16 protein-coding genes and 2 tRNA genes are annotated in these 23047 nt (G+C 47.7%); 7 read left to right on the top strand and 11 right to left on the bottom strand.

Annotated elements, in window-relative coordinates; genetic code table 11:
• Nucleotide 1: 1 nt before the first annotated feature.
• Nucleotides 2–2260: an ABC transporter ATP-binding protein gene (locus tag Undi14_RS14935; RefSeq protein WP_200181222.1), complete on the bottom strand. Its 2259-nt coding sequence runs from the start codon at nucleotides 2258–2260 to the stop codon at nucleotides 2–4.
• A 367-nt stretch (nucleotides 2261–2627) separates the two neighbouring features.
• Between Undi14_RS14935 and cphA (Undi14_RS14940) the strand changes: the two genes are divergently transcribed.
• Nucleotides 2628–4805 (top strand): cyanophycin synthetase, encoded by a 2178-nt coding sequence (gene cphA / locus Undi14_RS14940; RefSeq protein WP_200181224.1) that lies wholly within the window; start codon nucleotides 2628–2630, stop codon nucleotides 4803–4805.
• 151 nt (nucleotides 4806–4956) lie between these two features.
• Nucleotides 4957–7527, top strand: coding sequence for a cyanophycin synthetase (gene cphA, locus Undi14_RS14945; RefSeq protein ID WP_200181226.1), 2571 nt, complete (start codon nucleotides 4957–4959; stop codon nucleotides 7525–7527).
• A 152-nt stretch (nucleotides 7528–7679) separates the two neighbouring features.
• Here the strand turns inward: cphA (Undi14_RS14945) and Undi14_RS14950 are convergent, their stop codons facing one another.
• From Undi14_RS14950 to Undi14_RS14960, 3 genes are all read right to left on the bottom strand, one after another.
• Nucleotides 7680–8219, bottom strand: coding sequence for a cysteine hydrolase family protein (locus Undi14_RS14950; protein ID WP_200181228.1), 540 nt, complete (start codon nucleotides 8217–8219; stop codon nucleotides 7680–7682).
• Between the two features lie 389 nt (nucleotides 8220–8608).
• Nucleotides 8609–8953, bottom strand: a complete 345-nt coding sequence (locus tag Undi14_RS14955; protein WP_186885653.1) for a ribbon-helix-helix domain-containing protein — start codon at nucleotides 8951–8953, stop codon at nucleotides 8609–8611.
• 61 nt (nucleotides 8954–9014) lie between these two features.
• A complete protein-coding gene (locus tag Undi14_RS14960; RefSeq protein WP_200181230.1) occupies nucleotides 9015–9596 on the bottom strand; it encodes a DJ-1/PfpI family protein in 582 nt (193 codons plus the stop codon).
• A gap of 58 nt (nucleotides 9597–9654) precedes the next feature.
• On the opposite strand from Undi14_RS14960, the gene Undi14_RS18310 reads away from it, so the two are divergent.
• Nucleotides 9655–9801 (top strand): hypothetical protein, encoded by a 147-nt coding sequence (locus Undi14_RS18310; protein WP_234030620.1) that lies wholly within the window; start codon nucleotides 9655–9657, stop codon nucleotides 9799–9801.
• A gap of 136 nt (nucleotides 9802–9937) precedes the next feature.
• Nucleotides 9938–11284, top strand: a complete 1347-nt coding sequence (locus Undi14_RS14965) for a GGDEF domain-containing protein (RefSeq protein WP_200181232.1) — start codon at nucleotides 9938–9940, stop codon at nucleotides 11282–11284.
• A gap of 120 nt (nucleotides 11285–11404) precedes the next feature.
• Here the strand turns inward: Undi14_RS14965 and uvrB are convergent, their stop codons facing one another.
• Entirely contained in the window at nucleotides 11405–13498 is a 2094-nt protein-coding gene (uvrB, locus tag Undi14_RS14970) for an excinuclease ABC subunit UvrB (RefSeq protein ID WP_200181233.1), read from the bottom strand.
• Between the two features lie 221 nt (nucleotides 13499–13719).
• On the opposite strand from uvrB, the gene Undi14_RS14975 reads away from it, so the two are divergent.
• From Undi14_RS14975 to Undi14_RS14985, 3 genes are all read left to right on the top strand, one after another.
• Nucleotides 13720–14934, top strand: coding sequence for an amino acid aminotransferase (locus tag Undi14_RS14975; protein ID WP_200181234.1), 1215 nt, complete (start codon nucleotides 13720–13722; stop codon nucleotides 14932–14934).
• A gap of 60 nt (nucleotides 14935–14994) precedes the next feature.
• Nucleotides 14995–15070 (top strand) — tRNA-Asn (locus Undi14_RS14980).
• A gap of 79 nt (nucleotides 15071–15149) precedes the next feature.
• Nucleotides 15150–15225, top strand: a tRNA-Asn gene (locus Undi14_RS14985).
• A gap of 310 nt (nucleotides 15226–15535) precedes the next feature.
• On the opposite strand, the gene Undi14_RS14990 is transcribed toward Undi14_RS14985, so the two are convergent.
• Genes Undi14_RS14990 through pilV form a run of 6 tightly spaced genes read right to left on the bottom strand, consistent with a single transcriptional unit; the run spans nucleotide 15536 to nucleotide 22851 of the window.
• The gene (locus Undi14_RS14990) at nucleotides 15536–16102 is read right to left on the bottom strand and encodes a GspH/FimT family pseudopilin (RefSeq protein ID WP_234030621.1); all 567 of its coding nucleotides are present in this window, start codon (nucleotides 16100–16102) and stop codon (nucleotides 15536–15538) included.
• 1 nt (nucleotide 16103) lies between these two features.
• Nucleotides 16104–16565 carry a type IV pilin protein gene (locus Undi14_RS14995; protein WP_200181235.1) on the bottom strand — a complete coding sequence of 154 codons (462 nt, stop codon included), beginning with the start codon at nucleotides 16563–16565 and terminating at the stop codon, nucleotides 16104–16106.
• 19 nt (nucleotides 16566–16584) lie between these two features.
• Nucleotides 16585–20520, bottom strand: a complete 3936-nt coding sequence (locus Undi14_RS15000) for a pilus assembly protein (RefSeq protein ID WP_200181236.1) — start codon at nucleotides 20518–20520, stop codon at nucleotides 16585–16587.
• 48 nt (nucleotides 20521–20568) lie between these two features.
• Nucleotides 20569–21222 carry a PilX N-terminal domain-containing pilus assembly protein gene (locus tag Undi14_RS15005; RefSeq protein WP_200181237.1) on the bottom strand — a complete coding sequence of 218 codons (654 nt, stop codon included), beginning with the start codon at nucleotides 21220–21222 and terminating at the stop codon, nucleotides 20569–20571.
• Between the two features lie 7 nt (nucleotides 21223–21229).
• The gene (locus tag Undi14_RS15010; protein WP_200181239.1) at nucleotides 21230–22276 is read right to left on the bottom strand and encodes a PilW family protein; all 1047 of its coding nucleotides are present in this window, start codon (nucleotides 22274–22276) and stop codon (nucleotides 21230–21232) included.
• Nucleotides 22277–22278: 2 nt separating this feature from the next.
• Nucleotides 22279–22851 carry a type IV pilus modification protein PilV gene (gene pilV / locus Undi14_RS15015; protein WP_200181241.1) on the bottom strand — a complete coding sequence of 191 codons (573 nt, stop codon included), beginning with the start codon at nucleotides 22849–22851 and terminating at the stop codon, nucleotides 22279–22281.
• Nucleotides 22852–23047: the final 196 nt, after the last annotated feature.

Raw genomic sequence — 23047 nt, forward strand, 5'->3', positions numbered from 1 at the left:
ATTATTCTTCCTCAACCAATTCTGCGTTTCTGGCCTGCGCCTGATACAAATCGTAGTAAGCCCCCTGCTTCGCCATTAATTCATCATGACTGCCGACTTCAACGACCTGTCCGCGATCCAGCACAACCAGCCGGTCGGCTTTATGCAGAGTGGACAAACGATGGGCAATCGCGATGGTGGTACGCCCCTGCACCAGGTTATCAAGCGCTTTTTGTATTTCTTTTTCTGTTTGCGAATCAACGGACGATGTCGCTTCATCCATAATCAGAATACGTGGATCAATCAGCAGCGCACGCGCGATCGATATCCGTTGCCGTTCACCGCCAGATAAGCCCTGGCCACGTTCACCGACCATGGAGTCGTATCCTTGTGGCAAGCGTAATATGAATTCATGCGCATGAGCAGCTCTTGCGGCAGCGATAATCTCATCTCTCGTCGCATGAGGTTTGCCGTAAGCGATATTCTCTGCAATCGTGCCGAAGAACAAGAAAGGTTCTTGCAACACAAGGCCGATATTGCGACGATAATCCGATACTGCAAAAGACCGGATATCGACGCCATCGAGCAAAATTGCGCCTTCGGAAACATCGTAAAACCGGCAAATCAGATTCACCAGCGTGCTCTTACCAGAGCCACTATGACCAACCAGCCCTATCATTTCGCCGGGCTTAATCGTTAAACTGATGCCGCGATTGACGGCGCGGTTACCATAGCGGAAACCGACTTCTCTTAACTCAATCTCCCCCTTGATTTCCTTCACTTTGACCGGTTGCTGCGGATCCGGCACACTGGAAACATGGTCCAGGATGTCAAAAATACGCTTCGCTGCCGACGCTGATTTCTGAGTCACCGATACAATGCGGCTCATGGAATCAATACGCCCATAGAAGTTACTGATGAAAGCCACCGCTGCGACCAGCGCACCAACCGTGATTTCTTCATGCGCGACCTGCCAGATCCCGAAAGCCCAGACCACCAGAATACCCAGATCGGTCAGGAAAGAAACCGTCGGCGAAAACAGTGACCAGACTTTATTCAGACGGTCATTCACCGCCAGATTATGTTTATTCGCCTCGCGGAAACGACCAGCTTCACGCTGCTCTTGTGCAAAAGCTTTCACGACACGGATACCGGGGATAGTATCGGCCAGCACATTGGTCACTTCGCCCCAGACCCGGTCTATCTTCTCGAAGCCGGTACGCAATTTATCCCGCACCAGATGGATCATCCAGGCGATAAATGGCAGCGGTAACAAAGTCACCAGCGCCAGCTTGGTATTAATCTGTAACAGCGCGACCGCAGTCATCACAAACATCAGCACATCAGTTGCGAAATCGAGTAAATGCAGCGACAGATATACACAGATACGATCACTCTCGCTACCAATACGTGACATCAGGTCGCCGGTGCGTTTGCCACCGAAATATTCGAGTGACAATTTCAACAAATGCTCATAAGTCGCCGTCCTCAGATCAGCGCCGATGCGCTCGGACACCAGCGCAAGTATGTAAGTCTTGCCCCAACTCAACAACCAGGCAATGACTGCCGATCCCAGCAGCCCGCCGATATACAGATACACCAGTTGAGGATCGACAAATTCTTTGTGCTGAAACGGAATCAGTACTTCATCCGTGAGCGGTTTGGTCAGGTAACGCGGAATCATGTGCGCCGCCGTTCCCAGCAGCATCAAAGCGAAACCGATGAACAACTGCACACGATAAGGATGGGCGAAACGCCAGAGACGCAACAAGGTCCAGGTTGAAGGAGGGGTATAGACCACCTTCGTACAGACTGGGCACTCTTCCTGATCCGGCTCCAACACCGCCTTACAGCTCGGGCAAATGTTTTGTTCCGCCCGGATCACAGGCTGACCAGTCAGAACGCTTTGCAATTGTTCATTGAAATGATCTAACAGCCGGATCGCATGCAGATTCTGTCCCAGCGTAAAGCGCCAGCTTGCCAGCAAACCTTGCCCATCCGTCAGTTGTAAATGCCCTACTCCGGCGTGATCATGATGCGTGAGAGAAAGACCGGGCCTGTAATCCCAGCTTTGCCAGGTATCCCCACCGGCCGGAAGTGTACGAATACCTTTATCGGTAACGACAATCAGACCTTTCACAAAGTGCAGCTTATTGTCGAGGTCAACCTCAAAAGCACTTAAAACGTTTTCACTTTCAGTCATTTGCTTGCTCAGCTCATTTTGCCATTGCGGGGAAATCGACAAAACTGACTGCTCGGAACTGATTTTTGTTGTGGTCATTGTGAAGCAAACTCCGGCTCAAGAGCGTGTCCTGTAAGATAAAACAAGGACTGAATTTTTGAAAAAATCGATTACTTGAATCCGTTAGAGGCGCGAGCCGTATCACGGAAGCAGCAATTTACGGTATTCTATCGAAAGAAGAATAATCAGATGAAACTGATCTAGAGGATTAATGCTGTTTGCGCTAAAGCGCAAGTATATCAGTAAGACCGTCTTTCTATTCTGCTTTGTAATGAATAAATGAATACCGGCAAATTTCAGCAGGCGCATTTGTTTAAACTCAGCAAAAATTTTTCCTAATAAGAGAAAATGCTCTAAATTTGACAAGATCAGGTCTATTGTTCCCGATCTATAAGAAATTACTTACATGACGACAAAGAAGAAAGACATCAGCATTCTCCGTGTAAATCATTTGCGCGGACCGAATATCTGGACTTACCGGCCAGTCATCGAAACCTGGCTTGATATCGGAGCACTCGAAGACACACCATCGAATATGTTGCCGGGTTTGTACGAGCGTTTAATAACATGGCTCCCCGGTTTAATTGAGCATCGCTGTGGTGTCGGTGAGCGAGGGGGGTTTCTGGAGCGTCTGCGTGAAGGTACCTGGTCTGGTCACATCCTTGAGCATGTCGTACTGGAATTGCAAAATCTCGCAGGAATGCGTACCGGCTTCGGACAAACCCGTTCAACAGGTGTTACCGGCGTCTACAAAATGGCATTCCGTACCCGCGAAGAACAAGTCGGCCGCACGGCACTGACAATCGCTCGTGATTTACTGATGGCCGCCATTGAGGATCAGCCATTTGATCTCGAAACACAGTTGGGTATTTTGCGTGACATGGTTGACGCACGCTGTCTCGGCCCAAGCACGGCCAGCATCGTCGATGCAGCAACGAATCGCGGCATTCCTTCGCTACGCCTCACCGATGGCAATCTGGTACAACTCGGTCACGGCGCAGCACAACGCCGCATCTGGACGGCAGAAACTGACCGTACCAGCGCCATTGCTGAAAGCATCGCCTCAGATAAAGATCTGACGAAAACATTACTGAAAGCCTGCGGCGTCCCCGTTCCTGAAGGATGCATCGTCCGCAGTGCTGAAGAAGCATGGGAAGAAGCGCAGGATATCGGTCTGCCGGTCGTTGTAAAACCGTATGACGGCAATCACGGTCGCGGTGTGTCGTTAAATCTGATGACGCAAGCGGACGTGGAAGCGGCCTATCATCTCGCTGCACGTAAGGGCGACAGTAAAAGCGTGATTGTTGAGCGTTTCATCGCTGGCGACGAACATCGTGTCTTAGTCGTGGGGAATAAAGTCGTTGCCGCTGGCAAGGGCGAATCGCTCTGGATCAGAGGTGACGGAAAATCCACCGTTCAGCAACTGGTGGATACCCAGATCAATACTGATCCACGCCGCGGAACAACCGAAGAATTCCCTCTGAATATCATTCAACCCGCCGTTGCTGCGGAAGTGATACTCGAACTTAAACGCCAGGGCATGGATGCCGATTCCGTACCACAGGAAAATCAGAAAGTATTAATTCAGCTCAACGGTAATGTCGCACTGGATGTGACTGACATTATTCATCCCGATGTTACTTATGCAGCCACACTCGCGGCACGCATCGTTGGGCTGGACATCGCTGGTGTTGATCTGGTCACCGAAGATATCAGCCGCCCTCTGACAGAACAACGTGGTGCCATCATTGAAGTCAATGCCAGCCCTGGTTTGCTGGCACACATCAAACCGGCAAACGGTGAAGGACGTGATGTAGGCAAGGCGATTGTCGATCATCTGTTTGCGGAAGAAGAAACCGGTCGCATACAAATTGTCGGCGTCGCTGGCACACGCAATACCGATCTGATTTCGAGACTGATAGGCGGCTTACTGAACATCGCAGGCAAGGAAACTGGTGTCGCCAGCCGTCAGGGTTTATACCTGAACAAACGTCTGGTGACCGACGGCAATTGTGCGAATTGGGAAGCGGGTCAACGTTTGCTGATTAACCGTTCAGTTGAAGCAGCGGTGTTCGAAACCAATGCCCGTGCGCTACTGACGGATGGGCTCGCTTACGACAAGTGCAGCGTCGGAATCGTCACCGATTTTGATGGTCACGAAGACCTCAGTGAGTTTTATATCAACGATGCTGAGCAGATGCGCAAAATTATGCGTACGCAGGTTGATGTCGTGCTGCGCACCGGTACTGCTGTTCTGAATGCCGCAATACCTGAGGTAGCAGATCTGGCCGAGTTATGTGATGGCAAAGTTATTTTCTATGCACTCGATGAACATCTGGACACGCTCAAAGTACATCGTGCAGCGGGTGAACGTGTCGTTTTCATACGCGACAATAATATTGTTCTGGCAAGTGGCGCTGAAGAAACCGCCCTGCTACCGCTGTCATCGCTGAAGCCGACCAAAGCAGCGCAACCTGAAAGCATCATGGCCGCAGTTGCCGGTGCCTGGGCGCTGAATGTCAGTCCGGAACTCATCGGTGCCGGGCTCAGAACTTTTGATTCCAGCCCGAAAACAGTGTATTGAAACAGGGATGCTGAACAATCCATCGCTCAATCAATTTCGCTAAATTTGCTTAAATAAAAATCACAGGTAGCAACCGGCTTTTAAGGATGAAGATGTATCGCATCCGTCAACGCTACCTGATTAACTGCCCCTTTCAACAGGACTAAGTTTTATGGAAGTATCACGCATCCGTGCCCTGCGTGGCCCGAATCTCTGGAGCCATCATACGTCGGTAGAAGCGATCGTTGCCTGCAACGAAGCTGAATGTTCAATTGCAGAACTGGTCGGTTTTGAAGACCGTTTGCGTGCATTATTCCCCGAGCTAAGCATTTTGCAACCGACAGGCTACAACGATGCGATCTCGATTGCGCATGTGTTTGAACTGACCACCCTGGGCTTACAGGCCCAAGCGGGATGTCCGGTTACATTCAGCCGCACGACGCAAACCCTGGAACAGGGAATTTTTCAGGTCGTTGTTGAATATTCCGAAGAAGCCGTTGGTCGCCTCGCACTCGAACTGTCTGAAAAGCTGATTAATGCCGCACTCAACAACACAACGTTTGATCTGCAAGCTGCGCTGGATCAGTTACGCGAACTCGATGAAGATGTGCGCCTCGGACCGTCGACCGGCTCTATCGTCAACGCAGCCGTTGCACGCAATATCCCCTATCGTCGTCTGACCGATGGCAGCCTGGTCGCATTTGGCTGGGGCTCACGTCAGCGAAAAATTCAGGCAGCAGAAATGGATGGCACCAGCGCCATTGCCGAAGCGATCGCACAAGATAAAGAATTAACCAAAAAACTGTTACATGCAGCCGGCGTACCTGTGCCGCTTGGCCGTTCCGTTGACGGCCCTGACGATGCATGGGCTGCCGCCCTGGAAATCGGCTTGCCTGTTGTGGTCAAACCTAAAGATGGTAATCAGGGTAAAGGCGTGACCGTCAACGTTACCACACGTGAACAATTGGTTGCAGGCTATCATGCAGCAACAGAGTTCCGCGACGACATTCTGGTTGAGCGCTTTTTACCGGGTAACGATTTCCGTCTGCTCGTCATCGGCAACAAGCTGGTCGCCGCTGCACGTCGAGACCCGCCACAAGTGGTGGGCGATGGCAAACAATCGGTGCGTCAACTGGTCGAACAGGTGAATAAAGATCCACGTCGCGGCAGTGGTCACTCCACCTCGCTGACTAAAATCCGTTTTGACGATATCGCGCTTGCCAGTCTGGCAAAACAAGGCCTGGAAGCAGACTCTGTACCGCCAAAAGGCCAGCGCGTCGTCTTGCGTAACAATGCCAACCTGTCTACTGGTGGCGCCGCGACAGACGTGACCGATGATGTCCATCCGGAAGTCGCCGCACGCGCTGTCGCTGCAGCACAAATGATAGGCCTCGATATTTGCGGCGTTGATCTGGTGGCAGATAGCGTCTTAAAACCAATAGAACAGCAAAATGGCGGCATCGTCGAAGTCAATGCCGCGCCGGGCTTGCGCATGCACATTTCCCCATCGTTCGGGAAAGGTCGCGCCGTTGGTGAAGCAATCATCAGCGCGATGTTTGCGGATGGAGAAGATGGCCGCATTCCTATCGTTGCCGTCACTGGTACAAATGGAAAAACCACCACAGTACGTCTGATCGCCCATCTGATGACTGCCAGCGGCTTACGCACTGGCATGACCAATACGGACGGCGTTTATATTGGTCATCGCCAGATCGATAGCGGTGACTGCAGCGGCCCTCGCAGCGCGCGTAATGTTTTGTCGCACCCAGATGTCGATGCTGCCGTATTTGAAACTGCCCGTGGCGGCGTTTTGCGTGAAGGTCTGGCCTATGATCGCTGTCAGGTTGCCGTCGTTACCAATATCGGCTCCGGCGATCATCTGGGTCTGAATTACATCACGACGGTGGAAGATCTGGCCGTTCTGAAACGCGTCATCGTCCAGAACGTGGCGGATAACGGTTATGCCGTTCTGAATGCGGCCGATCCTATCGTTGCCAGCATGGCAGCGAATTGCCCGTCGGCAGTGATTTTCTTTGCAGCCGACAGCCAGCACCCAGTGATGGCAGCGCACCGTGCGCAGGGTAAGCGCGTCGTGTATATAGAAAACGGCGAACTGATTGCTGCCGAAGGCAAATCCCGCCACAGCATACGGCTGGCCGACATCCCTATCACCCGCAATGGCAGCATCGGCTTTCAGGTTGAAAACGTCATGGCCTCAGTTGCCGCGGCATGGGCCGTCAATCTCGACTGGGATCACATCCGCACTGGCCTGAAGACCTTTGCGAATGAAGCGGATAATGCGCCGGGTCGTTTCAATGTATTCCAATACCGCGGTGCTACCCTGATCGCAGATTACGGTCACAATCCGGATGCGATTCTGGCGCTGGTACGTGCGGTCGAAACCATGCCCGCCAAACGTCGCTCGGTTGTGATCAGCGGTGCCGGTGACCGCCGGGATCAGGACATTCGTCAGCAAACTGAAATTCTCGGCGAAGCTTTTGATGATGTCGTGTTGTATCAGGATCAGTGTCAGCGCGGTCGTGCTGATGGCGAAGTTGTTGCCCTGCTGCGCGAAGGTTTGAAAAATGCCTCAAAGACCAGTCGGGTTGATGAAATACATGGCGAGTTTATCGCGATTAATCTGGCAATGGACAGGCTGGAAGAAGGCGATCTGTGTCTGATTCTGATTGATCAGGTAGAGGAAGCTCTGGCTCACATCGCCAAGCGGGTTGCAGCGAGCTGAGATAAGCAGTTTCACTATCGCCCAATAAAAATGCCGGGCTTATCCCGGCATTTTTATTGGGTCACAACATCTGACAAAGCCATCGTCCATTGACGCCTACAGTCATTGTTCGTCGCTTGCTCCTTGCTTGCTCCTTGCTTGTCGGTAGCACTTCAAATTCCGAACACAATCTGCTGGCTGTCTATCGCGCGGATCGCCGGACCAAAGCTGCTGATATTTCCCAGCGTCGCATTGTGATGTGTGCGTATCTGCAAAGCACTCGCATGCGCTTTATCGTGGGTAGTATGCGCATCGGCAGCAATAATCACAGGGTAGCCAAGCGCCGCTGCCCGGCGGCTGGTGGTATCGACACAAAATTCGCTGGCATAACCACAAATGACGATCAACTCGGCTCCCCACTGCACCAGCAGACTGCTCAGCTCGGTGCGTAAAAAGGAATCCGGTGTAGTCTTGCGCAAAATGGTGTCGCCGTCTTCCAGAATCAACCGCTGCTCCAGTTGCCAGTTATCTGAGCCAAATGCCAGTTCGTCGTCTTCGGTCTCATGCTGAACGAAAACAACAGGGGTTCCCGCATGGCGTGCCCGGTCAGCAAGAATATTGATGCGATCAACGACCGCATCAGCTTCATATGGTCGCGGCTCGTGATCAAACAAACCGCGTTGCACGTCGATAATCAGCAAAATACATTTCATCGCGAACCTTTAAGCAGGTGAAGCACTGATCTTAGCGCATAAAATGCCAGAAAAACATCCTGAACTGCCGGATCAGGCTCATCTTCATCTTGTGCGCGGTACAAAGATCGATGTGATTCGCTCACTGTGCAAGAACATCATTCGCAATACAGAAATACGGTAGAGCTATCCAACGATGGCGGATGGCAGAATCCGGCGTCAGGAGTAAAGAAGTGGCATCAGCAGCACTCATGGCGCAAAAATATACTGGGGGGAGTATATTCAGAAGCCCTTTATTTATAAGGAGATGACGGCAAAAATCACATATTAAGGGGGGAGTATGTGCCTTGCGCCCAAAAAAATACCGGGCTGACCGCACCCGGTGAATTTGCGCCGCTGCTAAACAGGCATCAAATTAAAAAACGAGCCATCTCTGGCTGCGATTCCCGCACACCTGCCAATGGCAGATTTTTATTGGTGGAAATATCCCCCTCCACCATCAGCGATGTGTACCGCAGACAACAAACGCGCAGAAAAGAGCTGAAATTATCGATATGCCCGCGATATTCAATCAACTCATCATAGAGCCTGGTAATGAGTTGATTCGTGTTCATGCCATCGCGTTCAGCAATTTCCTGCAGGGTCAGCCAAAACAGTTTTTCGAGACGAATCGAAGTAACGACGCCGTGTAAGCGCAGCGAGCGCGCTTTAGATTCATACAAGCCAGGGTCGGCTTTGACAAAAATTTCACACATGATGCACCCCGCAAATCGCCAAGCAAACTTTCTGCTGACGATTATACGGGCAATGCCATTTTTATAAATGGATTTTTGTTCCCAGCAAAGCAAGGAATTGCGCAATCCATGCCGGATGCGCAGGCCAGGCTGGTGCCGTAACAAAATTTTTGTCGGTGATTGCATCGGTCACAGGGATTGCCGCATAAACGCCGCCAGCCAGCTCCACCTCTGGCTGACAGGCGGGATAGGCTGAACAGCGCACGCCATCCAACACCTTCGCCGCAGCCAGAATCTGCGCACCGTGGCAGACTGCGGCAATAGGTTTCTGTTGCTGTGCAAAATGGCGTGTAATCTCGATCACGCGTGGATTCAGGCGCAGATATTCCGGTGCCCTGCCGCCGGGAATCAACAAGGCATCGTAGTCATGCTCATTGATACTGGCAAAATCATGCGTCAGAATAAAACGATGCCCGGGTTTTTCTGTGTAGGTTTGCTGGCCTTCAAAATCATGAATCGCCGTCGCAACGTAGTCACCGGCTTTTTTATCCGGGCAAACGGCATGTACTTCGTGACCAACGGCGAGCAGCGTCTGAAACGGCACCATCACTTCGTAATCTTCAACAAAGTCCCCTACCAGCATAAGAATTTTTTTTGCAGCCATGATGTCTCCTGTTATCGGTTAAAAGCGGAAACTGATTGTTAAGCGGATTGATCTTCTGATGGTAATGACGGGATACTACATTTCGTCAAATCCGTCCGAGATTGCGTTCGGCAACAACTCCACCACTTACTGCGAAAGCGACTACGCACCTGCGATTGCAGCCGAGGCGGACGAACAACGTACGCCTGTCTTTTTTACGCCATAATCGTGCTTCGCAGATGAAGAAATCGGATATTTCAGCCTGCATATAGAAGACGCTGAACAATCTCGTATAAAATTCAACACAGCAACATGGTTTCATTTATTGGTGTTACGCCGACTGGCGCACATACGGAGAAGCAATGGCAGAAGCAGGGTTGTTATTTAAGAATCAGGTAAAACTGCTGGCACAGACCTTTTTCATCAAAGACAATAAAAAAGAACTTCTGCTCTGCGCGCATAAGTATGATTTCGACATACACTTTTTCGATCAGATGAGCGACTTTGTCACTGCCGTCGAAAATGCGAGCGATCAGGATTTATTTGTGATTGATCTCGACGTGCTCTACAACATGCAAAACGATATGCAGCAGCAGCGTCGTCAGACCATGTTCCTCAGCGATCTGTTGCAAAGACTGCCAGGCCACCATAACTATGTCTATCTGCAAACGGTAAGGCAGGGAGAACGCTTCTTACTACAACAAAAGCTGGTTGAAAGTAATTGCCTGGCCTACGCTGAAAAGCCAATCAGCAATGAAGTACTGGTTGATAAACTATTCAATCTTTTTGGCCGCCACAAACGCGGCGAAACCAATGTGATCGTTTATCTCGGCGAGATCGTGCCGCTCAACACACAGTTACTAGCCGAGCACAGCGTGCAGCTATTACATTCGCAGGATGCACGCTCGTTACATGTCAAAGTCAAAGAAATGCAGCCCGATATCGTCATGATCGATCAATCGCATTTTTTGAATACAGAAGCACTGGTGCGGGTATTAAAAAAGAACATTGAATTCGATCAGAGTCGTGAAATCATCATGCTGCAACAAGAGGCGAATACCGTGCTCGCTCGGCACGCGCTCGACAGCGGCTTCGATGAAATCATACAAAAGACGGACAACGATGTACTGACCCGCCTGCTACTGAATCGTATCGATAAAATCCGCGCCAGCAAAGATCTGATTAGCCGTGATCGCGCAACGGGTCTGCTGAATAAAATCGGTTTGCAAAAGAAAGCGCAGGAATTGATACGCCGCGCCAATCGCGAAGGAAAGTGCCTCGCCTATGGCATTCTCGACATCGATAAATTCAAGCTCATCAACGATACCTGGGGACATTATTTCGGTGATATCGTCATTAAACGTTTATCGCTGGTACTTTCAGGATTGCTTGGCGAGCATGATTTGCTGAGCCGTTTCGGTGGCGAAGAATTCGTGGTGATATTCTGGGATTGCGATCGCGAACAAGGCAAACTAAAGCTGGACGCGATGCGCGAGGCGTTCAGCAACATCATTTTTGAAACCAGGCCGGGAGAAAATAAGCAATTCACGTTCAGCGGCGGCATCTCGGATTTCCCTTGCTGCAAAACTGAAAACGATCTGTTTTTACAAGCCGATGCCGCACTGTATCAGGCAAAACAAGCCGGGCGTAATCAGGTTTGTCTGATGCAGGATTTACCCGAAGCTGGACATAAACGCTGGCAGTATTAAGAACATATCGCTGTGACGGCTGAATGGCGCCCCGCCAGCCCTCAAGAACGCAATAACGGAAACAGGTGATACGGCGGATTCCGTATCACCCGCATCTAATAATAGCTCCTTATTCCGTCTTCAGACGGGCACATTATCGCTGCCGCCAGCACCAAACAATTGCTGTTTCAAATGCGCGAGCTGATCGCGGACTTGTGCGGCTTTCTCGAACTCCAGATTTTTTGCGTGATCCAGCATCAGTTTTTCCAGACGTTTTATTTCACGACTGATCTGCTTCTCACTCATGACTTCGTATTTTGCCTGCTCCTGCGCCGCCACGAGATCATCTCTCGCCTCCTGCTGGTTATACACGCCATCGATAATGTCTTTAATCTGTTTGCGGATACCTGTCGGAGTAATATTATTTTCGAGGTTGAATGCTAGCTGCTTGTTGCGACGACGTTCGGTTTCGCCCATGGCGCGACGCATAGAATCTGTAATCTTATCGGCATACAGAATCGCTTTCCCGTGCAGGTTACGGGCCGCACGACCAATGGTCTGAATCAGGCTGCGCTCAGAGCGCAGAAAGCCTTCTTTATCCGCATCCAGAATCGCCACCAGTGAAACCTCAGGAATATCCAGCCCTTCACGCAGCAAGTTAATACCTACCAATACGTCAAAGGTACCCAGACGCAAATCACGGATAATCTCCACCCGCTCAACGGTATCAATATCGCTGTGCAAATAACGAACTTTAATGCCGTTCTCAGTTAAAAATTCCGTTAACTGTTCCGACATGCGTTTGGTCAGGGTCGTGACCAGTACCCGCTCATTTTTCTTCACGCGGTCGGTGATTTCACCCATCAGATCGTCAACTTGCGTTAACGCTGGCCGCACTTCGATTTCGGGATCGACTAATCCTGTCGGCCGCACGACCTGCTCCACCACCTGATCGGCATGCTGGTGCTCGTAATCTCCCGGTGTCGCAGATACAAACACGGTTTGCCGCATTTTGCTTTCAAATTCAGCGAACTTGAGCGGACGATTATCAAGTGCTGAAGGCAAGCGGAAACCGTAATCGACCAGATTGGTTTTCCGCGCCCGGTCACCGTTGTACATGCCATTCAATTGTCCGGTCAGCACATGCGACTCATCCAGAAACATCAACGCATCTGCCGGCAAATAATCGACCAGCGTCGGTGGCGGTTCGCCCGCTTTGGCGCCACTCAAGTGGCGTGAATAATTTTCAATCCCTTTTGTAAAACCTATCTCCGCCATCATTTCCAGATCAAAGCGGGTTCGCTGCTCGATACGCTGTTCTTCAATCAGCTTGTTTTCCCGACGGAAGAAATCCAGGCGTTCGCGCAACTCTTCTTTAATGGTTTCTATCGCCCGCAAAACCGTCTCGCGTGGTGTTACATAATGCGAACCCGGATATACGGTGAAACGAGGAATTTTCTGCTTAATACGACCCGTCAGTGGATCGAACAGCTGCAAGTTTTCGATTTCATCATCGAACATTTCCACGCGAACCGCGAGTTCAGCATGTTCAGCCGGGAAAATATCAATGGTGTCGCCGCGTACCCGGAAAGTACCGCGACCAAAATCAACTTCATTGCGCGAATACTGCATCTGTATCAGACGAGCAATAACATCACGCTGACTGACTTTGTCTCGGGCACGCAAAGTCAGAATCATTTTGTGATATTCGTTAGGATTACCGATACCATAAATGGCTGACACAGTTGCCACGATAATCACATCCCGACGCTCCATTAATGATTTGGTACACGATAAGCGCATCTGTTCGATATGCTCGTTAATCGCGGAATCTTTTTCAATGAACAGATCCCGTTGGGGTACATAGGCTTCAGGCTGATAGTAGTCGTAGTAAGACACAAAATACTCAACCGCGTTACGCGGAAAAAACTCCCTGAACTCACTATATAACTGAGCAGCCAGAGTTTTATTCGGTGCAAATATAATCGCCGGACGGCCGGTTCTTGCGATGACATTTGCCATCGTGTACGTCTTACCTGAGCCCGTCACCCCCAGCAGAGTTTGAAAAAATAGTCCGTCATTGATGCCCTCCACCAACTGAGCAATGGCAGCTGGCTGATCACCAGCTGGCTGAAACAACTGATATAACTGGTAAGGAGAGTCTGGAAACGATATAAACTTTGCTTCATCCAATTGATCAGATAAAGCGACTGAATTCACAGGTGCGACCGCCATGGTTCTATTACCTTTGTTAGAATATGAGGCTGATAGGATTTACGCAAAACAAACGTGAAAACGCGCTATCCACGCGTCAACTGATTAGTACCATCCATACTGATAACACTGTCTTGCTCAGCATACCTAGCCTGAACAATTTTACGTAAGCCCTATAACATTCGTATTTTTATCACTCCAACCATTACTGTCGGCAACGGCAGATAATTTTCCATATTATCATGACTGCTCCTACCTCTTCTCCTCTGTTCTCCGCCATCGAGATGGCACCTCGCGACCCGATACTGGGTATTACTGAAGCGTACAACGCGGATCAAAATCCAGCAAAAGTCAATCTTGGTGTTGGCGTTTACTACGATGACAATGGCAAGGTTCCTTTGCTCGAGTGTGTAAAAAAGGCTGAAGCGATTCTGATCGAAAAATATGCTCCACGTACTTATTTACCGATTGAAGGGCTCGCCGCCTACGATAAAGCAGTGCAGGAATTAGTTTTTGGTACCGACAGTGCTGTGGTTCTGGAAAAACGTGCGATTACGGCACAAGCAATTGGTGGTACAGGCGCATTGAAATTGGGCGCAGACTTTTTGCAACGCTTTGCACCTACATCACAAGTCTGGATCAGCGATCCTAGCTGGGAAAATCATCGCGCCCTGTTTGAATCAGCCGGATTCAAAGTCAACAACTATCCCTACTATGACGCCAATACCCGTGGCGTTAATTTTGCAGGTATGTTAGATGCATTGAAAACCATGCCAGCCGGCTCTATCGTATTGCTGCACGCCTGCTGCCATAATCCAACCGGCGCAGACCTGACGGATGATCAATGGACACAAGTCATCGAAGTCGTCACTCAACGCGGTTTAATTCCATTCCTGGACATGGCATATCAAGGTTTCGGTGATGGCATAGAAGCGGATGGTAAAGTAGTACGCCGTTTCGCTGAAGCAGGCGGTGCCTTATTTGTCTCTAACTCATTTTCCAAATCATTCTCGCTTTATGGTGAACGCGTTGGTGCGCTCAGTATTGCTGCATCCAGCGCAGATGAAGCAGCACGCATCATGTCGCAATTAAAACGCGTTATTCGTACAAACTATTCAAATCCACCATCACACGGCGGACAAGTTGTCGCGACCGTGTTAGCCACGCCAGAATTACGCCAACTTTGGGAAGAAGAGTTGGCCGGCATGCGCGTCCGCATACGTGAAATGCGCCACGCTTTCGTTGCAAAACTGAAAGAAAAAGCGCCGACTCACAACTTTGATTTTGTTATTCAGCAACGCGGTATGTTTTCTTATTCTGGTTTAACTAAGGAACAAGTTGGCAAACTCCGTGAGGGTAATTCCATTTATGCCGTTGACACCGGACGCATCTGCGTCGCGGCGTTGAATAGCAAAAACATCGATAACGTCATCGATGCCATCGCCAAGGTTTTGTGAGTTTGAATGGCTTGAGTCGTTGACAAGTTAAGGGGCAACGAATATAATCTTTGTCTCTGTTCCCTGATAGCTCAGTCGGTAGAGCGACGGACTGTTAATCCGCAGGTCCCTGGTTCGAGTCCAGGTCGGGGAGCCACAGAATTCGAAGTAAGCAGTGAACTTAATAACAAATCACTGTGCGTAAAAAGTTAAACGAAGATATAAAATTCTTCTATTCCCTGATAGCTCAGTCGGTAGAGCGACGGACTGTTAATCCGCAGGTCCCTGGTTCGAGTCCAGGTCGGGGAGCCAAATAAGTAGGAAAATAAAAAAGAGTTACTCGCTTATGCTTGTAACTCTTTTTTATTCTGCACACATTTTATATCCAGGAGTCGCTCTCTCTGGATGTTGGATGGGAATATTCGGGCCTCACCTGCCGGATAGTGCTGAATTGCCGGTTTAGGTACCTCTCCGGTTAAGGAAAAACGTACAACCTCTCCCCTATTCCGACATGAAACATTTCCTATTGAGCTTAAGCAGCAGGTTTTTATATTCCTGATCGATCACTGAAATCTCTCACAAAAACCCTGCTCTCGGCTAAAAATCATTATAACGATATCAACTAATTTCCCGTAGCGTTATCCGCACAGGTTTTTAAATCGGTATCAGGATTACAAATGCGCGCACGTCCTAAAAAATTCACTTTTACCCGCCGCGTTGCCGCTCCCAATTTGAATGAAATAGTCCCGGCTTGAGGCTGTTGGCTATTCGCATTAGTCCTGCTTCGGCCATTGCCAGTATAAGAGATATAAGGAGATGTGCCGTCCGTGAACTGGCCCGTCACTACCATTTTTTTGGAAGTGGCATCATGGGTAAATATTGTCGTTTCCCCTGCGTCTGGACGAGCATTTCCATTTGTGTCGACAAACACTGTCCACCCTGAAGTCCAGGCGACTCCATCATTTGCCGCAATCGTCACTTGGGCGCCTCTTTTAATTGCTTCAGACCTCGTCATATTAACTGCGGAATAGAATTCCGTTGCCGTGGTCAGTAATTTTTGGTTATCAATGAAAATACTAAAAGTTGGCGCCGCAATTGCCATTAAGATAGCAGCAATCGCAACTGTCACCATCAACTCGACCAGAGAAAACCCACCTCCGGCGAGAGCATATTTGAATGTTTTTTCCATTTTACCAACACTCTTCTTTGGTTCCATTTGTACCGGTAAAACCTTTTATGCCTGTACTTGTTATCGTCAGGTTACCGCAAACTTTATCCTTAAAGTTGCCATCAACACTCGTAGTTCCAGGTGTCGCCGTCAATAAAACGCAGTTTTGTATCGTATCCCCGTTACAAGCAGTTGCTCTGATTTCATAAGCACTCTTCCTTGCGGAATCTCCTGAAAACCAATTAAATTTCTTTTCGTTTGCGTCACTGGACGCCTGAGAAAATACTATATAACTATTATTTTGCGTGTAAAAGCGCTCTTCTTGCTGCATCAACTTCATCAACGCAGATTTTCCTTCTGAACGTTTTGCTTTCGTCATTGCTGAGCTGTATGAAGCATAAGCCATAGCAGACAAAATCCCCATGATAGCGATTACAGTCATTAGCTCTATTAAAGTAAAGCCTGCCTTGTTATTTGTTTTCATATTGAACTCTTAGAATTTGTTATTGCCCACTCGAAATTGCCGTTTTACGCATTTCATCATAATTTTGCAACTCCCTCCAACTCAAACGCCCGGCACGAGTCACTGCATCAGGCGCTGCTGTACGTTTGCTCCCATTAGGGCCACTGTCAACTTTAGTAATTGATGTAGTAATTTTACGGCTACCCGTCGCATTTCTGTCTCCGGTAGTGGTTGATGTATAAATAATCACTGGTGATGTTAATAAGCCAATCGTTGACAAAGTGCCAGTAACATCTGAATTCAAGCCAGTTAGCACATCCACCATATATTCACGACCACCACCGCCTGAACAAGGATCGTTGCTTGGAATCAGGGTATTAAAAAAGTAATAGTTACCAGCAATTGCACCGGGTAATGTGTGATGAATACGCTCACCGGTATTCTTCGAATCATAAAAATCAAAATACCAGCCTTTTTTTGTCCCTGTCACCGTGCCATAGGTAAACTTATCACCAGTTAAGGTCAATCCAGTTCCAGACACAGCAGTCGTTCTCGGTGCCAATTGGCTACGCCCTGTCACCGCATCAGCAGTATAAGTCGTATCAAGTATGGCGTAATAAGTATTCACTTGATAATTTACAGGTGTAACATCGTATGTTTCTAAATACTTTCCAGTACCAAACAGAAGGATATAACCGCCTCCAGGAGCAAATACGATCTGAGGCTGCACAGTAATTGGCTGTGTTTCACCTGTTGGAGTTTTTGCAGTAAACACAGGCGTAGTTACTGTTTTAGCCTTTGATAAATCTGTTCCAGTAAAATCAAACCGCCACATATTTCCTTGCAAATCACCTGCATAAACATAATTCACAGCACCATCGTTGCCGTATGTCACGTTAGGGGCACCCAAGCCATTACGCTGCGTCGCATCTTTAATTGGAGTTAGCAATTTGAAATAGTTTGAATTTATTGTCCAAGGGTCTCCCGGATTTTTGTCTAACGATAGTAAGAACAGCGCCCCCTGTCCTGTCGCAGACGGATTCGAATCGTAGTTATCATACCCACTGGAAACAACGACGAAATTAGAATAGGTAGGATTACTTGCAGTTCCTCCAGTACGGAACTTGGCAATCATTGGTGGCGAAAGCACATACCCCATATCGACATCTATCTTATCTGTGAACTCCCAAAGAGCACCCAACCCACCTGAGAAATTTGCTGGATTTGTGACATCAAGAGCAAACACACCCTTATTGCCAGCACCAAAACCAGATATCAATAAGGTTTTCCAATTTCCTTTTACCTGAGCCTCTTTCACCGTGATGCGTCCATCAACAAATGCCTGATGACTATAATATGGATCGGTCAGCCTGTTTAATTTCGAAATTAAGGCATTCGGAACATAAGAAAACAACTCGGTTCCATTATCTGCATCAAAAGCATGGAGCATGCCATCATTTGAACCGACGTAAACAGCTTTCTGCCGATTAACATAGTTCTTATAAAAAGTACTATATCCCGCGCCAGTAATGTTTTTTGAAGGCGCACCATAGTACACTGGCGCACTGTTAATAATATCGCCCAGCACGCTATCCCGAACCCTGAACTTACCTGTTACATTACCCGACGCATCTTTCGATTGCTCCTGACTACGGTCTCCACGTAAAAAATTAATCCTATCGGTCGCAAAATTATCCACCGTCCCGGTATGCGGATCTGTATTTAATGCAAGTAGATCTGCCGCACTAAATGCGCCTCCTGACGATGAAAATGAGGTTAAAGACAAAGAGCCATCCGCGGCAATTTTAGATGTAAAAATATTACGATTCGCTGGTAAAGGATTTGGAGCAATCGAAGGTTTAGCAACTGGATCACCAGTCAGAATAATTCCCGCATCCCAAACAGGAGTCTGATTCGTTCCAATTGCGGATATTTTCTTCAGACTACCGGACCACTTCTCTGCCATAAATCCTGGAGCGTAAACAAAAGGGTTGTCACTTGCATAATTTGAAGAAATGCCAACACCGGCAAGATTACCCCCGCTAGAAGCAACAGATTTAAAAATATTGTCGATCGCTGCCATCATCTTCTTTGGTTCACTGGCGAGAAAAAAATTGTCAGGATCAGTACCATTTCCGCTCGCCCACTCCTTATTATTATTAACAACCGTTTTACCATCCGAACCAAACGTCTTGTACGGATTTAAATCAAGGTTAAGATCATTAAAACCGCCATATTTTGCAGTCAGATAAAGCTGAGACAAACGCGGAGCAGTATTGCTTCTGGACGCATTATCAATAGAGCCATTCCCATTTTCGTCTACGTCAATCGTGAAGGTTTTGACGCGCACGGGCTTATCAAGACGAATATCGTTCGTGTGAGCCCAATAGGCTGTGCCCGCCATATAAAATGTTCCGTTACTCGAACCCGTATATGCTGTGGCCATATTCGCCAAGGAAGTAGCCGGAGCAGAATTCCCCGATGAAGATGAAGACTCCAAGGCTGCAACTAGACCAGTCTGCGTCGCCACGTTAAAAGCTGGCCACTGTGTTGTTGCTGTATCTGCTGCACGTTTACTACGACTGGCTCCGGTTAAAGTTCCGCCTGGAATATAAGTATCTTGGTGAGTATTGGCATCACCAATGACAATAATGTAATTTTTCTGACATGATGCCTCAACAGGGTCAACCCAAGTTGTCAGCACTTGAAAGTTATCCTGCTCCGTCGTTGACATTGATGAATAGGCATTCGATGTGGGCTGTCTCCCTTGCAAATATCGAATACTCTCATAATACAACTCGCTCAAAGGATCGTAACCCTTGTAATTTCCAGTACGTCCGAATTTATTCAGATAATTAATAACACCACTATTTCCTGAGGCGTCATTTTCTGAGTTTGCAGCAAAAATCCCAGTGTTTGCATCCCACTCAGGACGGTCATTCACCTCTTCCGCGAAACCATTTGCAGCACGATATTGCTTACTGCCGACATACTTCAAAGGCGCACGTAACACCCCACCATAACGTGTATTCACGTTATTCATCAGATAACCAAAAGCACCATATCTTACGTTGTTCTGATTCCGCTGCATGTTTCCTACAGGCTTGTAACTACCATTAGGATATTTGAGACACAAATCTGTTCTCGTTGATGCTTCGTTTGCATCACATACCTGCACCCGAACAAGAAATTCACCCAGCGTTCTATCCGTACCAGAAATCAATTTTGAATCACTAGAGGATAAGTTGGTAGGATAGGTTCTGTTAGTTGCACAACCAGCGGTAGTCGTAGCATCGTTAAATAAAATCTTATTATCACAATTCAGGATATACAACGTTGTCACCGAATACGGTGTGACCTTATTTGGTGCACTTTGAGTTGTTGATGCTTTGATTGATTTTTTTGTAAAGTAGCCTGAATTATAAAAACTACTATACAAAAAAGCTCTTTGTAATATCGTCTGGGTATCACCATCGTAAATACGATCTCCACCAGTCAGGGAAAGCCGCAACATATCAATTGCAGACGATGAGGCCCAATTCATAAAATTACCACTGAACGAACTTCCGTCACACTCATAATTACTGTCTGCGTTTCCAGAAATTTGAAAAAAAGAATTGGCAGCATTTGCTACCGCTGGTTGAGTATTGGACCAACTAGCTGTCTTTGAACCGCCGGTCGCGGTACCAGAAGTATTTACCAAAGTAAAACTCTTAACCCCACCGTTTGTATAGCATTTCTTAGAATTAAAATAACCAAGATATTCAACGGTTTTATTGTAGTCGCTCGCATTGTTATAAGCCGCTTTTACTGTTGGAAACTCTACGGAAAGATCCAATAACAAATTTGGTCTTACACTACCGCCACCCGAATAAAGAGGGATGTTGGCCAAATTAACTACTGGCGGCGCGGCAAAGACAAGGGTGCTAGCAAGTAAGGAACTGATTGAAACGACAGACTTAATTATTTTTTTCATATTAGCTCTCCGGCCAGAGTTTGAATGTTGACTCTGGTAGTACAAATTTTATGACTTAACAGCTTTTCTGTAGAAAGACTGCAAAACCACCTTAGCATTTGGATTAGGGCCAAAACCAACCGCAGTAATGCGGAAAATATATTTGGTTTGATCGTCAGCTTTGCCTCCGGCTTCAGTATCCTGAACCGCTTCAATAATGTAGCGTGGCAATTTAGCCGGAAATACTCCTTTTTCAGTCGTCATAGTTTGACCAGTAAAACGGCCATATTTCACTGAGACAGAGCCAGCACTATCATCAGCAATATTGACAGTTATCCAAGTTGCTTGCTGCCCCTGTACGGCAGCTGCACACATACCTTGATAAAGGTTAGCATCGCCAGATGCGCATCCCGCTTCGAAAAAAAGATTAGATGTCGCGTCGAATAAATTGCTTCTTCCGTTGGCAAGAACGACTTGAGGATCAATATCCATTTCAGCGTCTTTTAGCGCTGCCTCAGCTGCATTTAATGCAATTTGGCGGTCGCGATCACTTCTTGATGCCTTTTCTCCTTGCAACGAAACCATTGCAAGAGAAATACTCAGCATCAACACAACAATCAACATCAGCAACGAGACAATCAGCGATGCCCCCCTTTGTCGTTTTAACAAAGAAAACTGAGATAAATTTATACCCGTCTGCGACATAATTTTTAATCTAAACATATTCGACTCAATTTGGAGAACGGCAAGTGTCACGGTCAGGATCAACGTCACAAACATTACGAACCTGAATCGTCGCGTTATATACTTTTCGTATTCGATTTCTCCTTGATTCAGGTATATCTGCCTCCCTGATAGTGGTACCTTTATCAACTCCAGAGCTCGTGGATGCATAACTTGCACCAAACAAATCGTAAGTTGTTTTAGCCTCATCCTGGCGTGAATTCTGCGCACCACTGACAAGCAAAGCAACTTTTATTTCTGTGATTTTTTTCCAAAAAGTTTTACGGTTCAAATCTTTGGCTTTTTCATCTGCAGTATTACCATCTAGCACCAAAGCTGCATCTAAAGCATTCACAGCCGTCGCAGTTAAAAATTTATTTGCGGTACCATCCTTTGGATTGCTCGTGTCAACACCATACAATACCTGAAATGATTCGACTCCTTTGACAAGCGACTGAGCACTCCATTTGCCAGAGTCGGAACTGTAATATTTACAAAATAGTTCAGGTTCGCCATTGGCATCGTTTGCCACGTAATAAATACTCCATCCACGATCCTGGCCTGCTGTATTTGATGAAACAGGCTCAGAAACTGAGAATCCTGCGCAATTGCTGACAGATCCATCGCCAGTACCGGTTTTTCCAGACCCAAAAAAACGAATAGCTAATAAGTCACTAAAATTTACAGAGCTACCGGTCGGGGAAGCAATATCATCCGATGTTGCGGATACGCTATTTGCATCCATACCAACGATATCAGCACTTGCAGTAGAAGGAGTAATTTTTGCAGAGTTGACGAAATCATAATTTACATAGCCAGACTGGCGAACTGAACGAGAAATGTTATCTAACGCAAAACGCGTCGTATCCTGCGTTTCATTCCCCTCGGTTTGACTAAGAAATAATTTTTTCGTAGAAACAACTAAGCCGGTTGCAGCCAAAACCACTAGCAGGCCTACTGTAATTGAGATTAGCAATTCAATCAAAGTCAAGCCATTTTGATTAAGTTTAAATGAATTAACCATGGAGGTGGATTTAAGGGCGTTTTTAGACATGACTATTTCACGTAAGATTCAACTGTCAGCGCAACACTTGGCGGCGTTACTCCATTGCTTGTAACAAAACTTCCGTCAGGATTTTTGCTCTTCCAGCCAATTTTTATTGTTAATCCAGAGTTAGAGTCAGCGGTACAGGTCCATGTAAGTGCTTTAGCGGAAGTATCGAACGGCGCAGAGTCTCGGCAGACTAAAACTCTGCCGCCTGGCAGTAATTTTTTTACATTGACCAACCACTCGTAAATATCCGCTTTTGCCAAATCATTTGCATTGCAATTAGCTGATGAACTGTAACAAAGCGTAGGCGCAGTAGGATCAGAGTCGGAAGCGGAATCGTATCTAATATTTGCAAACACATTTGCTGAGTCAGATAACTTCATTTGAGCATCGCTTGATCGCATCTTATCTGCAAGCTCATTTGCCAATTCAACTGCGATAGTCTGATACCCGCTTTGCTGAGAAGTACGGACTGCTGCTAGCTGCAATCCAGCAGCGCCGATTACTCCGAGTGCCAACACGAAGACTGCGATGAGCACTTCGACTAAAGAGAAGCCTTTTGCTTGAGTAGAAATCATGATTCTTATAGTAAATTTTTACAGTATGTCATTCTAAGTCTTCCGTACTAAGAAGGCTTACCATTCGTCCAGCCATAGTGACCGCTGGTCAGTAAGAGCGAAGAGCAGAAGACGGCTGAATAAGGAGTGCTAATGGGAAGAGACGTCGGGATCAGAAATAAAGCAGCCAGCGCCGAAACATGATGATCCTGTGCGC

The sequence above is a fragment of the Undibacterium sp. 14-3-2 genome (assembly GCF_016595265.1).
GTDB classification, from domain to species: domain Bacteria; phylum Pseudomonadota; class Gammaproteobacteria; order Burkholderiales; family Burkholderiaceae_D; genus Undibacterium; species Undibacterium aquatile.